Source organism: Lelliottia sp. EB106-05-01-XG201 (genome assembly GCF_058791735.1).
On record NZ_JBYTDV010000001.1, the window covers coordinates 1971808 to 1985527 of the forward strand.

Sequence of the window (13720 nt, forward strand, 5' to 3'; positions counted from 1 at the left end):
GTTGCAGATGGGCGAGAGAGAATAATCAATGGGGTGCTTAGTCGCACTGCACCTTAATGGCCAGACCGCCGCGTGAGGTTTCACGGTATTTGGCGTTCATGTCTTTACCGGTTTCGTACATGGTTTCGATGACCTTATCCAGCGACACGCGCGGTTCGCTGGTGCGGCGCATTGCCATGCGCGAGGCGTTGATCGCTTTCACCGAGGCGATCGCGTTACGCTCGATGCACGGCACCTGCACCTGGCCCGCAACCGGGTCACAGGTCAGACCGAGGTTATGCTCCATGCCGATTTCCGCGGCCACGCATACCTGCTCAGGGCTCGCGCCCAACAGTTCTGACAGACCCGCGGCCGCCATGGAGCAGGCCACGCCCACTTCACCCTGACAGCCCACTTCTGCACCGGAAATAGAGGCATTCATTTTATACAATGCGCCCACCGCACCGGATGCGAGGAAATAGCGGATGTAGATATCCGGTGTCACCGGCTCGATAAAGTGATCGTAATAGGCCAGCACCGCAGGAACGATACCGCATGCGCCGTTGGTCGGAGCGGTGACCACGCGGCCACCGGCGGCGTTCTCTTCGTTCACGGCCAGCGCAAACATATTTACCCAGTCAACCACGTTCATCGGGTCGTTGGAGAACTTATCGGTGGTGACCAGCATACGGCGCAGGGCAGAGGCACGACGCGGTACACGCAGTGGCCCAGGCAGTACGCCTTCGGTGTTGATCCCGCGATCGATACAGGCCTGCATGGTCTGCCACACGTTGCCAAAATAGTCTTCGATCTCTTTTTTGCTGTGCAGCGCCAGTTCGTTCTGCATCACCATGCCGGAGAGCGACAGGCCGGTCTGTTTGCAGTAATCCAGCATCTCTTGCGCGGATTTAAACGGGTAAGGGACGTTCACGTCACCCGCCGTATCTTTGCCAAAATGCTCTTCGTCGACGATAAAACCACCGCCGATGGAGTAGTAGGTTTTGCTGTAGATGACTTTGTCGCCGTTAAAGGCGTGGATCTGCATGCCGTTTTCATGCAGCGACAGATTGTCGCTACGGAAACGCATGCCGTCGTCGTGGGGGAAATCCACTTCGTGCTTGCCGTTAGCCAGTAGCAGACGACCGCGTGTTTCAGTGTCGCGAATAAACGCCGGAATGGCGTCAATATCCACTGTGTCCGGCATGTTACCTGCCAGACCCATAATAATGGCGATATCGGTGTGGTGGCCCTTACCCGTTAAAGAGAGCGAACCGTAAACATCAACGGCCACGCGGGTAGTGCTTTCCAGTAATCCTTTTTCGACCAGATCATCGACGAACTGTTTACCGGCCTTCATTGGGCCTACAGTGTGGGAAGAAGACGGGCCAATCCCCACTTTGAACATGTCGAATATACTAATCACTTTCTCACTCCTGACAGGGTTACCGGGGTTCCAGTAACGATGTTATAACTGCGCATAGTGTAAGAGGGAACCTCCAGGTCGGCTGAACTATTCACATGAATTAAACTAATGAATAACCCCTGATTTACTAATGATGCGACGCCACTCGCAAACGCGCAGAAAAAATCGGAATGTAAAGTATAGTCAAGGTTTCAGGCCGATTTGCAGCGCCAGCTCACGGATAATGCCCGCCGTCATGCCCCAGACAAAATAATGCTGATACCACGACAACCACACCCGGTGATCGTGTCCACGACGTTGAATATCCAGCGGATGATAACGGCTGAGACGCAGGGCTTCCGCCAGCGGCATTTCGAACACCGCCGCCACTTCATCTTCGCTGGCGTGATAATGCAGATTGGGCGGGATAATCCCCACCACCGGCGTCACCTGAAAACCGGTCACGCTGTCCACCGGCGGCAGCACGCCAATCACTTCAACGGCTTCTGGCGGGATCGCCACCTCTTCCTGAGCTTCGCGCAGCGCGGCGGCAATCAATGAGGCGTCAGACGCATCCACCGCCCCGCCGGGAAACGCCACCTGACCGGCGTGTTTACGCAGATGCGACGAGCGCTTGGTGAGTAACAATCCTGGCTGTTCGCGGCGCACCACCGGGATCAGCACCGCCGCCTGGCGGCTGTTCAGCGCGTCGCGGTTTACCTGCGGGCGCAACAGCTGAAAGCGCGACAGAAAATCATCCAGGGTCAGATCGTGGGTATCCAAACGTTAATTCTCCAGTTGGTGCAGGATGCGGTTCACTTTATCAAAGGTTTCCTGATATTCCGCGGCGCACTGGCTGTCGGCCACAATCCCGCCGCCCGCCGAGCAGTATAGCTGCCCGTCGCAGGCCGTCAGGGTGCGGATGGTAATGCTGGTATCCATTGTGCCGCACAGGCTCAGATAACCGATGCTGCCGCACCAGGCGTTACGGCGATGCGGCTCAAGCTCATCGATAATCTGCATGGCGCGCACTTTCGGTGCGCCGGTGATCGACCCCCCTGGAAATGCGGCGCGCAGCAGATCGCAGGCCGAACGGTTGGGAGGTAGTTGTGCCGTAATGGTGCTGACCAGATGATGCACCGCCGGGAACGGCTCCACGACGAAAAGCTCAGGCACGCGCACGCTGCCAGGCTCTGCCACGCGGCCAATATCATTACGCATCAGATCGACAATCATCAGATTCTCGGCGCGATCTTTCGGTGACGTGGCGAGTTTCTCCGCCTGTTGCTTATCCGCTTCAGGATCCGCCAGGCGCGGCAGGGTGCCTTTGATGGGCCGGGTCTGAATGGTGCCGCCTGCAAGATGGATAAAGCGCTCCGGCGACAAACTCAGCACTGCGCCCTGTTCCAGACGCAAAAAGGCGCTGAACGGCGCACGGTTGCTGGCGTTAAGACGCGTAAACGCCTGCCACTCGTCACCCGTGTAACCCGCCTGAAAACGCTGGGCGAGGTTCACCTGATAACAATCCCCGCTGTGCAGATACTCTTGCACCTGCCGGAATTTATCGGCGTAGGCGTCGGCGCTCATGTTGGATCGCCAGGCGGAAGTTAAGGTAAAATTAGAGAGTGAAACGGGCTGCTGCGCCTCTAACCACGCCAGCCGCGCGTGGGCGTCGGTGTGGCTCAGCAGGGAAACGGTTTTCTTGTGGTGATCGACAATCACCGCCCAGTCGTACAGCCCCACGGCCATATCCGGCAGGGAAATATCCTCTTCTGCAAGGTCGGGCAAAGCTTCAAATCGACGGCCTAAATCGTAACCAAACAGCCCCAGCGCGCCGCCCTGGAAGGGCAGATCCGCACTCGCTGTGGCGGTGAAAGGCAGGGCGCTCAGTTCGTGCTCCAGCAGTGACAGCGGATCATCGCCGCAGACTCGCTCGGCGTCTGACGAAATACGCGTGGTGTCGCCGTGCGTCAGAAGCGTGGTGAGCGGGTCGGCGACCAGAATATCAAAGCGGCTATAGGGATGATCCGCGTGCCCCGAGTGCAACAGCATCGCCCACGGGAGATGGCTTAAGCGCGAAAACCAGAATTCGGCGGCGTCTTGACGCCAGGGTAATGAAATGACAGTAGGGGGTAACGGGTTCATGTGTGGCATACTACCGGGCTGCGTGAATGTATTAGCGCAGATAATTTAGCAGGAGTTGATCATGTTTGCAGGTTTACCTTCCCTCAGTCACGAACAGCAGCAAAAAGCGGTCGAGCGAATTCAGGAGCTGATGTCCAATGGGATGAGCAGCGGCGAAGCGATTACCACCGTCGCCCAGGAAATTCGCGCCACCCATACCGGCGATCGGATCGTGGCGCGTTTCGAGGATGACGAAGAAGACGAGTAATCGTCTTACACCGCCGCGATTATCTTGATTTCAACTTTATACTGCGGCTTCATCAGCGTGGCCTGTACCGTACAGCGTACAGGCGCGTGACCCGCGACGACCCAGGCATCCCAGGCTTTATTCATCGCCGCGAAATCGTCTTTGTTCGCCAGGAAAATGGTCGCATCCAGAATGCGGGATTTATCGCTGCCCTGTTTTTCCAGAATCGCGTCAATTTGCGCCAGCGTGTTGGCCGTTTGCTCGAACGCATCGGCGTCCAGGTTTTCCGGTACACCGGTGTAATAGAGCGTCTGGTTGTGAATCACCACGTCAGACCAGCGGGCTTCGGCATCAATGCGCACAATTGTCATAAACCTTTCCTCATAAATGGCTTCAGGCCGCAAGACTGCCATAATGTTCCGTCAACGTCTATTTCGACTGGCACAGGAGAGGGCGGGCTGACATAATCCCTGTGCAAAAATACAGTGAGAGAGCAACGTGGCAGACGATTTTTCAGCAGACGGTCAGTTAGCGCAGGCGATTCCCGGTTTTAAACCGCGCGAGCCGCAACGACACATGGCAGAAGCGGTCACCCGCGCCATCAAAAATACCCAGTCGCTGGTGGTCGAGGCGGGAACCGGGACGGGTAAAACTTACGCCTATCTCGCCCCTGCGCTGCGCGCGAAGAAGAAAGTGATCATCTCGACCGGCTCTAAAGCCTTGCAGGACCAGCTCTACAGCCGAGATCTGCCGACCGTCGCGAAAGCTCTGAAATACAAAGGCCGACTGGCGCTCCTGAAAGGGCGCTCGAACTATCTCTGCCTGGAGCGCCTCGAACAGCAGGCGCTGGCCGGGGGCGATTTGCCGGTCAACACCCTGAGCGATGTGATTATCCTTCGCGCCTGGGCTAACCAGACCACCGACGGGGATATCAGCACCTGCGCCAGCGTCGCCGAAGATTCCCCGGCGTGGCCTCTGGTGACCAGCACCAACGACAACTGCCTCGGCAGCGACTGCCCGCTGTATAAAGATTGTTTCGTCGTCAAAGCGCGTAAAACGGCGATGGACGCCGACGTGGTGGTGGTGAACCACCATCTGTTCCTGGCCGATATGGTGGTCAAAGACGGCGGCTTCGGCGAATTGATCCCGGAGGCCGAAGTGATGATCTTCGATGAAGCCCATCAGCTACCGGACATCGCCAGCCAGTATTTTGGTCAGTCGCTCTCCAGCCGCCAGCTTCAGGATCTCGCCAAAGATTTCACCATCGCCTACCGCACCGAACTGCGCGACACCCAGCAGCTGCAAAAATGCGCCGATCGCCTGGCGCAAAGCGCGCAGGATTTCCGTATGCAGCTGGGCGAGCCCGGCTATCGCGGCAACCTGCGCGAGCTGTTAGCCGACAGCAACATCCAGCGCGCGCTGCTCTTGCTCGATGATGCGCTGGAGCTGTGCTACGACGTCGCCAAACTGTCGCTCGGACGCAGCGCACTGCTCGACGCCGCCTTTGAGCGCGCCACGCTCTACCGCTCACGCCTGAAACGCCTGAAAGAGATCAACCAGCCCGGCTTTAGCTACTGGTATGAATGCACCGCGCGCCAGTTCACCCTTGCACTCACGCCGCTGACCGTCGCCGATAAGTTCAAAGAGGTGATGGCGCAGAAACCGGGGAGCTGGATCTTTACCTCCGCGACGCTCTCCGTGAATGACGAGCTGCACCACTTCACCGAGCGCCTCGGGATTGAGGAATCGGATTCACTCCTGCTCCCAAGCCCGTTCGATTACGAGACCCAGGCGCTGCTCTGCGTGCCGCGCAATTTACCCCTGCCGAACCAGCCGGGCGCGGCGAAACAGCTGGCGGCGATGCTCAAACCGATGATCGAGGCCAACAATGGCCGCTGCTTTATGCTCTGCACCTCCCACGCCATGATGCGCGATCTCGCCGAGCAGTTCCGCGCCACCATGACCTTACCCGTGCTGTTGCAGGGCGAAACCAGCAAAGGCCAGCTGCTTCAGCAGTTTGTCACCGCCGGAAACGCGCTGCTGGTGGCGACCAGCAGCTTCTGGGAAGGGGTGGACGTGCGAGGGGATGCGCTGTCATTAGTCATCATCGACAAGCTGCCGTTTACCTCGCCTGACGATCCGCTCCTGAAAGCGCGGATGGAAGACTGTCGTCTGCGCGGGGGCGATCCCTTTGATGACGTCCAGTTGCCGGATGCGGTTATTACCCTGAAACAGGGCGTCGGGCGTCTCATCCGTGATACGGACGACCGCGGCGTACTGGTTATCTGCGATAACCGCCTGGTGATGCGCCCGTACGGCGCGACATTCCTCGCCAGCCTGCCGCCCGCACCGCGTACGCGGGACATTAATCGCGCGGTGCGTTTCCTGGCGAACCCAACGGCGGAGTAATTTCCGCCGGGGTGTGCTAAGATGCGCGCCATTTTGTGACTGACTATTGCGAGAGCGCGAGACCCATGCGAATTCTGGCTATTGATACCGCTACAGAGGCCTGCTCGGCAGCCCTGTGGGATAACGGTTCTCTCTTTGCCCATTTTGAAGAGTGCCCCCGGGAACATACCCAACGTATTCTGCCGCTGGTGAAAGAGATCCTTCACCAGGGCAACTCCACCTTAACTGAACTCGACGCGCTGGCGTTTGGCCGTGGGCCAGGCAGCTTCACCGGCGTGCGAATCGGGATTGGTATCGCGCAGGGCCTGGCGCTGGGAGCCGATCTGCCGATGATCGGCGTCTCGACGCTGGCGACCATGGCGCAGGGCGCATGGCGCATGACCGGCGCCACGCGCGTCCTCGCCGCGATCGACGCCCGGATGGGCGAAGTCTACTGGGCGGAATATACCCGCGATGAGCATGGCGTCTGGCACGGAGAAGAGACCGAATCGGTGCTCAAACCCGAGGCTGTTGCTGAACGGTTGAAACACCTTACGGGCGAGTGGGCTACAGTCGGTACAGGCTGGCCAGCGTGGCCGGACCTGGCAAAAGACAGCGGTCTCACGCTAGTCGATGGTCAGGTGTTACTTCCGCACGCCGAAGACATGCTGCCGATCGCCTGTCAGCTGCTGGCGGCGGGAAAAACCGTGGCCGTTGAACACGCTGAGCCAGTTTATTTACGAAATGAAGTGGCCTGGAAGAAACTTCCGGGCAGGGCGTGAATCTCAGTAATAAGCACTGAGAAAAGGGAGTCGCATCATGGCGGTTCAAACTAAGGCTGTACGCCTCTTCATAGCGGGCGCTATCGCTGTGGCATTAAGCGGATGTGTCACCGTTCCTGACGCGATCAAAGGGAGCAGTCCAACGCCGCAGCAGGATCTGGTGCGAGTGATGAATGCCCCTGAACTGTATGTCGGCCAGGAAGCGCGCTTCGGCGGTAAAGTGGTCGATATCCAGAACCAGCAGGGTAAAACTCGCCTCGAAATCGCGACGGTACCGCTGGACAGCGGCGCACGACCGACTCTTGGCGAACCGTCCCGTGGGCGCATTTACGCTGACGTGAACGGTTTCCTCGACCCGGTCGATTTCCGCGGTCAGTTAGTGACGGTCGTTGGGCCGATTACCGGTGCGGTGCAGGGCAAAATCGGCAACACGCCGTATAAATTCATGACCATGCAGGCGAACGGCTATAAACGCTGGCACCTCACTCAGCAGGTCATGCTGCCACCGCAGCCGATGGACCCGTGGATGTGGGGACCACACCCATACCGCTATGGCGGCTACGGTGGATGGGGCTGGTACAACCCGGGCCCGGCGCAGGTGCAGACCATCGTTACCGAGTAAGTTACTGTTATATTTAGATAAGAGACAGCGGCTCAGCCGCTGTCTCTGTTTTTTACGGACGAAACACAAAAAAAAGAGTGACGCGCTTCGCAACCTTAAATCCGAACAATTAATAAACTGGTACGCTGAGTTAATATAATGTTAACGAACTGTTTATTATCGGGGTTGTGATGACGACGAACACTCATTTCAGAGGTGATGCATTGAAAAAGGTTTGGCTTAACCGTTATCCCGCAGATGTGCCTGCGGAGATCAATCCTGACCGTTATCAATCCCTGGTTGAATTATTTGAGCACTCGGTTTCGCGCTATGCGGATCAGCCTGCGTTTGTGAACATGGGCGAAGTGATGACCTTCCGCAAACTGGAAGAGCGCAGCCGGGCGTTTGCGGCCTATTTGCAGGAAGGCTTGGGGCTGAAGAAGGGCGACCGCGTCGCGCTGATGATGCCTAACCTGCTTCAGTATCCGGTGGCACTGTTCGGTATTCTGCGGGCGGGGATGATTGTGGTGAACGTCAACCCGCTTTATACCCCGCGCGAGCTGGAACACCAGCTTAACGACAGCGGTGCGGCGGCGATTGTGATCGTCTCCAACTTTGCTCATACCCTCGAAAAAGTGGTCGATAAGACTCAGGTCCGCCACGTGATCCTGACCCGTATGGGCGATCAGCTTTCGACGGCCAAAGGCACGCTGGTTAACTTTGTCGTCAAATACGTCAAACGTCTGGTACCGAAATACCATCTGCCGGATGCCATCTCCTTCCGTCGGGCGCTGCACAGCGGGTATCGCATGCAGTACGTGAAACCGGAAGTGGTGTCAGAGGATCTGGCCTTCCTGCAGTACACCGGCGGCACCACCGGCGTCGCCAAAGGGGCAATGCTGACCCACCGCAACATGCTGGCGAACCTCGAACAGGTCAACGCCACCTACGGCCCGCTGCTGCATCGCGGCAAAGAGCTGGTGGTGACGGCGCTGCCGCTGTATCACATCTTTGCCCTGACCATGAACTGCCTGCTGTTTATCGAGCTGGGCGGACAGAATTTACTCATCACCAACCCGCGCGATATTCCGGGGCTGGTGAAAGAGCTGGCGAAATACCCGTTCACTGCGATGACCGGCGTCAACACGCTGTTCAACGCGCTGTTGAATAACAAAGAGTTCCAGCAGCTCGATTTCTCCACGCTGCACCTCTCTGCGGGCGGCGGGATGCCGGTTCAGCAGGCGGTGGCCGACCGCTGGGTGAAGCTTACCGGGCAGTATCTGCTGGAAGGCTACGGCCTGACGGAGTGCGCGCCGCTGGTCAGCGTTAACCCGCACGATATCGATTATCACAGCGGCAGCATCGGTCTGCCGGTGCCGTCGACGGAAGCCAAACTGGTCGACGACGAAGGCAACGAAGTGCCGCACGGCGAGCCGGGTGAATTATGCGTGAAAGGGCCGCAGGTGATGCTCGGCTACTGGCAGCGCCCGGACGCGACGGATGAAATCATCAAAGATGGCTGGCTCTATACGGGCGACATCGCGGTGATGGACGATGAGGGCTTCCTGCGCATTGTCGATCGCAAGAAAGACATGATTCTGGTCTCCGGCTTTAACGTCTATCCGAACGAAATCGAAGACGTGGTGATGCAGCATGAAGGCGTGCAGGAAGTGGCCGCCGTCGGCGTGCCATCTGGTAGCAGCGGCGAAGCGGTGAAGATCTTTGTGGTAAAAAAAGACGCCTCGCTGAGCGAAGACGAACTGATCGCCTTCTGCCGCCGTCAGCTCACCGGCTACAAAGTGCCGAAGCTGGTGGAGTTCCGCACCGAGCTGCCGAAATCGAACGTCGGGAAGATATTACGACGAGAATTACGTGACGAAGCCCGCGCCAAAGTGGACAATAAAGCCTAAGCTTCGAGTGAGTCGCCATCACACGCCGGTTAGCCGGCGTTTTTTATGGGCGCAAACCAGAGAGAAACCGTTTTGAATTACCAGATGATCACCACCAACGACGAGCTGGCAACGCTGTGCGACGTCACCCGCGACTTTCCCGCCATTGCTCTGGATACCGAGTTTGTTCGCACGCGAACCTACTATCCTCAGTTGGGTTTGATCCAGATGTACGACGGAAAAAAGGTCTCGCTGATTGACCCTCTGGGCATCACGGACTGGACGCCGATGCGCGATCTGCTGCTCGACACGGCGGTCACCAAATATCTGCACGCGGGCAGTGAAGATCTGGAAGTGTTCATGAACACCTTTGGCGTGATGCCAGAGCCGCTGATTGATACGCAAATCCTGGCTGCTTTCTCCGGTCGTCCGCTTTCCTGGGGCTTTGCCGCGATGGTGGAAGAGTACACCGGGATTGCACTCGACAAGAGCGAATCACGCACCGACTGGCTGGCCCGTCCGTTGACCGAACGCCAGCTCGACTACGCCGCCGCCGACGTGTTTTATCTCCTGCCGATCTGCGGCCAGCTGATGAAAGCGTGCGAAGAGGCCGGCTGGCTGGACGCGGCGCTGAATGAGTGTCGCATGACTCAGCAGCGTCGTCAGGAAGTGCTCGACCCGAAAGACGCCTGGCGCGATATCACCAACGCCTGGCAGCTGCGCACCCGTCAACTTGCCTGCCTGCAACTGCTGGCCGACTGGCGTCTGCGCAAAGCGCGCGAGCGCGATCTGGCGGTGAATTTTGTAGTACGTGAAGAGCACCTGTGGGCCGTGGCGCGCTACATGCCGGGCAGCATGGGCGAGCTGGACAGCATCGGATTGTCCGGGAGCGAGATCCGCTTCCACGGCAAAACCCTGCTGGCGCTGGTCGCCAAAGCGCAAGAGCTGCCGGAAGACCAACTGCCTGAGCCGCTCCTGAACCTGATGGATATGCCGGGGTATCGCAAAGCGTTTAAAGATATCAAAGCGCTGGTGCTGGAAGTGGGCACAGAAAACAAGGTGAGTCCGGAACTGCTGGCGTCACGCCGTCAGATCAATCAGCTGCTGAACTGGCACTGGAAGTTAAAACCGAACAATGGCCTGCCGGAACTGGTCGCGGGCTGGCGCGGGGAGCTGATGGGCGAACGTCTGAAAACCCTGCTGGAAAGCTATCCGCAGTAAAAATAGCGTGAGTATGTCGGTTTTGTAGCCCCGGTAAGCGAAGCGCCACCGGGGGATTTGCCGGGTGGCGCTGCGCTTACCCGGCCTACAACCGACATGTTTTAATGCTATGGACGCGACTCTTCCGCTTCCGGCAGCGTCACGTTCAGCTCCAGAATCGAAATATCTCCGTCCTTCTGCTCAAGCTGCACGGTGACCATTTCCGGATCGATCTGCACGTACTTACAAATCACTTCCAGGATGTCTTTGCGCAGCTGCGGCAAATAGTGAGGTTCAGCATCGCTGCGGCGACGCTCGGCAACGATAATTTGCAGTCGCTCTTTCGCGATGTTGGCGGTGCTTTTTTTCCGCGAGAGAAAAAAGTCCAGTAATGCCATAACTTATCCTCCGAACAGGCGTTTGAGGAAACCTTTCTTCTCTTCTTCAATGAAGCGGAAAGGACGATCTTCTCCCAGCAGACGGTCAACGGTATCAGCGTAGGCTTTACCCGCGTCTGCCATCGTATCAAGGATCACCGGCTCACCCTGGTTAGAGGCGCGCAGCACGGACTGATCTTCCGGAATCACGCCGACCAGTTTGATGCGCAGGATCTCCAGCACATCTTCCATGCTCAGCATGTCACCTTTGTTGACGCGGCCCGGATTGTAGCGGGTCAGCAGCAGGTGCTCTTTAATCGGGTCCTGACCATTTTCTGCACGACGAGATTTCGACGCCAGAATGCCCAGAATACGGTCGGAGTCACGGACAGACGACACTTCCGGGTTGGTGGTGATGATGGCTTCGTCAGCGAAGTACAGCGCCATCAGCGCGCCCGTTTCGATACCGGCAGGGGAGTCGCAGACCACAAAGTCGAACTCCATCTTCTTCAGCTCGTCGAGCACTTTCTCCACGCCTTCACGGGTCAGCGCATCTTTGTCGCGCGTCTGAGAGGCCGGGAGAATAAAGAGGTTTTCCGTGCGCTTATCTTTGATCAGCGCCTGGTTTAAAGTCGCATCGCCCTGGATGACGTTAACGAAGTCATACACCACGCGACGCTCGCAGCCCATGATCAGGTCGAGGTTACGCAGGCCGATATCGAAATCGATAACAACTGTCTTCTTTCCCTTCTGGGCCAAACCAGTAGCGATGGCCGCGCTGGAGGTGGTCTTGCCAACGCCTCCTTTACCCGAAGTCACAACAATAATGCGTGCCATAGAAATTCCTTGTTAAAAAGGGATCAATTCAACGGTTGAACAGTCAAAGCGTTCTCTGCCAGACGCAGTCGTGCCGCTTTGCCATAAAATTCGGCTGGGATCTTGTCACTCAGCCAATATTCTCCTGCGATGGAAACCAGTTCCGCCGTCAGGTTAGTACAGAAAATTTGCGCATCCCGATCGCCACTGGCACCTGCCAGCGCGCGTCCCCGCATCATACCGTAGACGTGAATGTTGCCATCGGCAATCAGCTCAGCGCCAGCGCTGACGTGGCTTGTCACAATCAGATCACAGTTTGGTGCATAAATGCGCTGACCGGAACGAACCGGCACATCAATCATTCGCGTTTTTGTGATAGCGGTAACATTTTGCGCGGGCGGTGGGGAAGTCGGAGCGGCTTTTGGCACAGAACGCACAGGTTTCTCTTTGCCTTCAGTGAGAAGGGGCAGACCGGCGCGCTCGATTTCATCTTTCAGTCGGGCATCTTTACAGCCGCTGATACCGACAATTCGCAGCCCGGTCGAGGCGACCGCCTGCTGCAGATGCTGCCAGTTCACAGGCGCGTCCAGACCGCTGACGTTCACCACCACGGGGGCGTGTTTCAGAAAAGCGGGTGCCTGCGCGATTTTGTCTTCTAACGCCTGACGAATAACCTCGGGTTTTGCATCATGCAAATGAACCACTGATAAGGTGAAGCTACTGCCTTTAAGCTCGATGGGCGTGTTTGACATCCTGGCCTTACTCAATTTGCTGTTAATCGCAGCACATTCGTTGCGATATTCCGAAGAGTATCAGGCATGTTATAGTCACTGTTATATTGAGGCAAGCAACCACCGATAATTCAGAGTAAAAACATGTTTTGTGTGATCTACAGAAGTACTAAACGCGACCAGACTTATCTTTATGTCGAGAAAAAAGACGATTTTTCCCGCGTGCCGGAAGAATTAATGAAAGGCTTCGGTGCCCCGCAGCTGGCGATGCTGCTGCCGCTGGATGGTCGTAAAAAACTGGTGAATGCCGATCTGGAAAAAGTGAAAACCGCGCTGAAAGAACAGGGCTATTATTTACAGCTTCCGCCACCTCCTGAGAATTTATTAAAACAGCATCTCGCGGGTGACGGAAAAAAATAACCCCGGCCAACTCCGTGGGTGACATATCAACCGTTTAGGGGACGAGCATGTATCAACATCACAACTGGCAAGGCGCATTACTGGATTATCCCGTGAGCAAAGTGGTCTGCGTCGGCAGCAACTATGCGAAGCACATTCAGGAAATGGGCAGTGCCGTGCCAGAAGAACCTGTGTTGTTTATCAAGCCGGAAACGGCACTCTGCGATATCCGCCAGCCGCTGGCGCTACCGCAAGGGCTGGGGTCGGTTCACCACGAAGTCGAACTGGCGGTACTGATTGGCGGCACGCTGCGTCAGGCCTCCGAAGAGCACGTGCAGAAAGCGATTGCGGGCTATGGCGTTGCATTGGATCTGACCTTACGCGATGTGCAGGGCAAAATGAAGAAGGCGGGGCAACCGTGGGAAAAAGCCAAAGGTTTTGATAATTCCTGCCCGATCTCCGGTTTTATCCCGGCCGCCGAATTCCATGCCGACCCGCAAAACATTCCCCTGAGCCTGAAAATTAACGGCGACGTGCGCCAGCAGGGCAACACCTCAGACATGATCCACAAGATCCTGCCGCTGATTGCTTACATGAGCCGCTACTTCACCCTCAAACCGGGCGATGTGATCCTCACCGGCACGCCGGAAGGCGTCGGCCCGCTGACCAGCGGCGACGAACTGGAGATTGGGTTTAACGGGCAATCCGTTAAGACCCGCGTGCTGTAAAACCCCCTTGCCGCCGTTATTCGGCGGCAAAACTTGCATCCACGTGCCAGACTGGTT

At 57.2% G+C, this 13720-nt stretch carries 15 protein-coding genes; 8 read left to right on the forward strand and 7 right to left on the reverse strand.

The features are described from left to right. Positions 1-37 precede the first annotated feature (37 nt). The 3 genes from sdaA to pabB all read right to left on the reverse strand — a co-directional run bounded on the left by sdaA (position 38) and on the right by pabB (position 3526). Positions 38-1402, reverse strand: a complete 1365-nt coding sequence (gene sdaA, locus AC3WS9_RS09170) for an L-serine ammonia-lyase (RefSeq protein ID WP_282494612.1) — start codon at positions 1400-1402, stop codon at positions 38-40. Positions 1403-1585: 183 nt separating this feature from the next. Further along, positions 1586-2164, reverse strand: a complete 579-nt coding sequence (locus AC3WS9_RS09175; protein WP_282494611.1) for a CoA pyrophosphatase — start codon at positions 2162-2164, stop codon at positions 1586-1588. A gap of 3 nt (positions 2165-2167) precedes the next feature. Next, positions 2168-3526 (reverse strand): aminodeoxychorismate synthase component 1, encoded by a 1359-nt coding sequence (gene pabB, locus AC3WS9_RS09180; protein WP_492487893.1) that lies wholly within the window; start codon positions 3524-3526, stop codon positions 2168-2170. A gap of 61 nt (positions 3527-3587) precedes the next feature. On the opposite strand from pabB, the gene AC3WS9_RS09185 reads away from it, so the two are divergent. Further along, positions 3588-3773: a YoaH family protein gene (locus tag AC3WS9_RS09185; RefSeq protein WP_282494609.1), complete on the forward strand. Its 186-nt coding sequence runs from the start codon at positions 3588-3590 to the stop codon at positions 3771-3773. A 5-nt stretch (positions 3774-3778) separates the two neighbouring features. Here the strand turns inward: AC3WS9_RS09185 and AC3WS9_RS09190 are convergent, their stop codons facing one another. Further along, on the reverse strand, positions 3779-4123 hold the full coding sequence (locus tag AC3WS9_RS09190) for a RidA family protein (protein ID WP_095282339.1): 345 nt from the start codon (positions 4121-4123) through the stop codon (positions 3779-3781). 127 nt (positions 4124-4250) lie between these two features. On the opposite strand from AC3WS9_RS09190, the gene yoaA reads away from it, so the two are divergent. The 5 genes from yoaA (at position 4251) to rnd (ending at position 10633) form a co-directional block, all read left to right on the forward strand. After that, positions 4251-6161 carry a DNA repair helicase YoaA gene (gene yoaA / locus AC3WS9_RS09195; protein WP_492487896.1) on the forward strand — a complete coding sequence of 637 codons (1911 nt, stop codon included), beginning with the start codon at positions 4251-4253 and terminating at the stop codon, positions 6159-6161. Positions 6162-6226: 65 nt separating this feature from the next. Continuing rightward, the gene (gene tsaB / locus AC3WS9_RS09200) at positions 6227-6922 is read left to right on the forward strand and encodes a tRNA (adenosine(37)-N6)-threonylcarbamoyltransferase complex dimerization subunit type 1 TsaB (RefSeq protein WP_492487898.1); all 696 of its coding nucleotides are present in this window, start codon (positions 6227-6229) and stop codon (positions 6920-6922) included. Between the two features lie 37 nt (positions 6923-6959). Next, entirely contained in the window at positions 6960-7544 is a 585-nt protein-coding gene (locus AC3WS9_RS09205) for a Slp family lipoprotein (RefSeq protein ID WP_282494606.1), read from the forward strand. A gap of 203 nt (positions 7545-7747) precedes the next feature. Then, entirely contained in the window at positions 7748-9433 is a 1686-nt protein-coding gene (gene fadD, locus AC3WS9_RS09210; protein ID WP_282494605.1) for a long-chain-fatty-acid--CoA ligase FadD, read from the forward strand. A gap of 72 nt (positions 9434-9505) precedes the next feature. Then, positions 9506-10633 (forward strand): ribonuclease D, encoded by a 1128-nt coding sequence (gene rnd, locus AC3WS9_RS09215; protein ID WP_285144282.1) that lies wholly within the window; start codon positions 9506-9508, stop codon positions 10631-10633. A gap of 107 nt (positions 10634-10740) precedes the next feature. Here rnd and minE read toward each other — a convergent pair whose 3' ends face one another. Genes minE through minC form a run of 3 tightly spaced genes read right to left on the reverse strand, consistent with a single transcriptional unit; the run spans position 10741 to position 12557 of the window. After that, the gene (gene minE, locus AC3WS9_RS09220) at positions 10741-11010 is read right to left on the reverse strand and encodes a cell division topological specificity factor MinE (RefSeq protein WP_010432714.1); all 270 of its coding nucleotides are present in this window, start codon (positions 11008-11010) and stop codon (positions 10741-10743) included. 3 nt (positions 11011-11013) lie between these two features. Further along, positions 11014-11826: a septum site-determining protein MinD gene (minD, locus tag AC3WS9_RS09225; RefSeq protein ID WP_282494603.1), complete on the reverse strand. Its 813-nt coding sequence runs from the start codon at positions 11824-11826 to the stop codon at positions 11014-11016. A 23-nt stretch (positions 11827-11849) separates the two neighbouring features. After that, a complete protein-coding gene (gene minC, locus AC3WS9_RS09230) occupies positions 11850-12557 on the reverse strand; it encodes a septum site-determining protein MinC (RefSeq protein WP_492487902.1) in 708 nt (235 codons plus the stop codon). A 123-nt stretch (positions 12558-12680) separates the two neighbouring features. Between minC and AC3WS9_RS09235 the strand changes: the two genes are divergently transcribed. Further along, the gene (locus AC3WS9_RS09235; protein ID WP_282494601.1) at positions 12681-12956 is read left to right on the forward strand and encodes a YcgL domain-containing protein; all 276 of its coding nucleotides are present in this window, start codon (positions 12681-12683) and stop codon (positions 12954-12956) included. A gap of 47 nt (positions 12957-13003) precedes the next feature. Further along, entirely contained in the window at positions 13004-13663 is a 660-nt protein-coding gene (locus AC3WS9_RS09240; RefSeq protein WP_492487904.1) for a fumarylacetoacetate hydrolase family protein, read from the forward strand. The last annotated feature ends 57 nt before the right edge of the window (positions 13664-13720 follow it).

What these genes read in the sequence shown, in the direction of transcription:
- pabB (WP_492487893.1), bottom strand. Translation starts at nt 3,526, where the DNA reads ATGAACCCGTTACCCCCTACTGTCATTTCATTACCCTGGCGTCAAGAC.
- AC3WS9_RS09185 (WP_282494609.1), top strand. Translation starts at nt 3,588, where the DNA reads ATGTTTGCAGGTTTACCTTCCCTCAGTCACGAACAGCAGCAAAAAGCG.
- AC3WS9_RS09190 (WP_095282339.1), bottom strand. Translation starts at nt 4,123, where the DNA reads ATGACAATTGTGCGCATTGATGCCGAAGCCCGCTGGTCTGACGTGGTG.
- tsaB (WP_492487898.1), top strand. Translation starts at nt 6,227, where the DNA reads ATGCGAATTCTGGCTATTGATACCGCTACAGAGGCCTGCTCGGCAGCC.
- AC3WS9_RS09205 (WP_282494606.1), top strand. Translation starts at nt 6,960, where the DNA reads ATGGCGGTTCAAACTAAGGCTGTACGCCTCTTCATAGCGGGCGCTATC.
- minE (WP_010432714.1), bottom strand. Translation starts at nt 11,010, where the DNA reads ATGGCATTACTGGACTTTTTTCTCTCGCGGAAAAAAAGCACCGCCAAC.
- minD (WP_282494603.1), bottom strand. Translation starts at nt 11,826, where the DNA reads ATGGCACGCATTATTGTTGTGACTTCGGGTAAAGGAGGCGTTGGCAAG.
- minC (WP_492487902.1), bottom strand. Translation starts at nt 12,557, where the DNA reads ATGTCAAACACGCCCATCGAGCTTAAAGGCAGTAGCTTCACCTTATCA.
- AC3WS9_RS09235 (WP_282494601.1), top strand. Translation starts at nt 12,681, where the DNA reads ATGTTTTGTGTGATCTACAGAAGTACTAAACGCGACCAGACTTATCTT.
- AC3WS9_RS09240 (WP_492487904.1), top strand. Translation starts at nt 13,004, where the DNA reads ATGTATCAACATCACAACTGGCAAGGCGCATTACTGGATTATCCCGTG.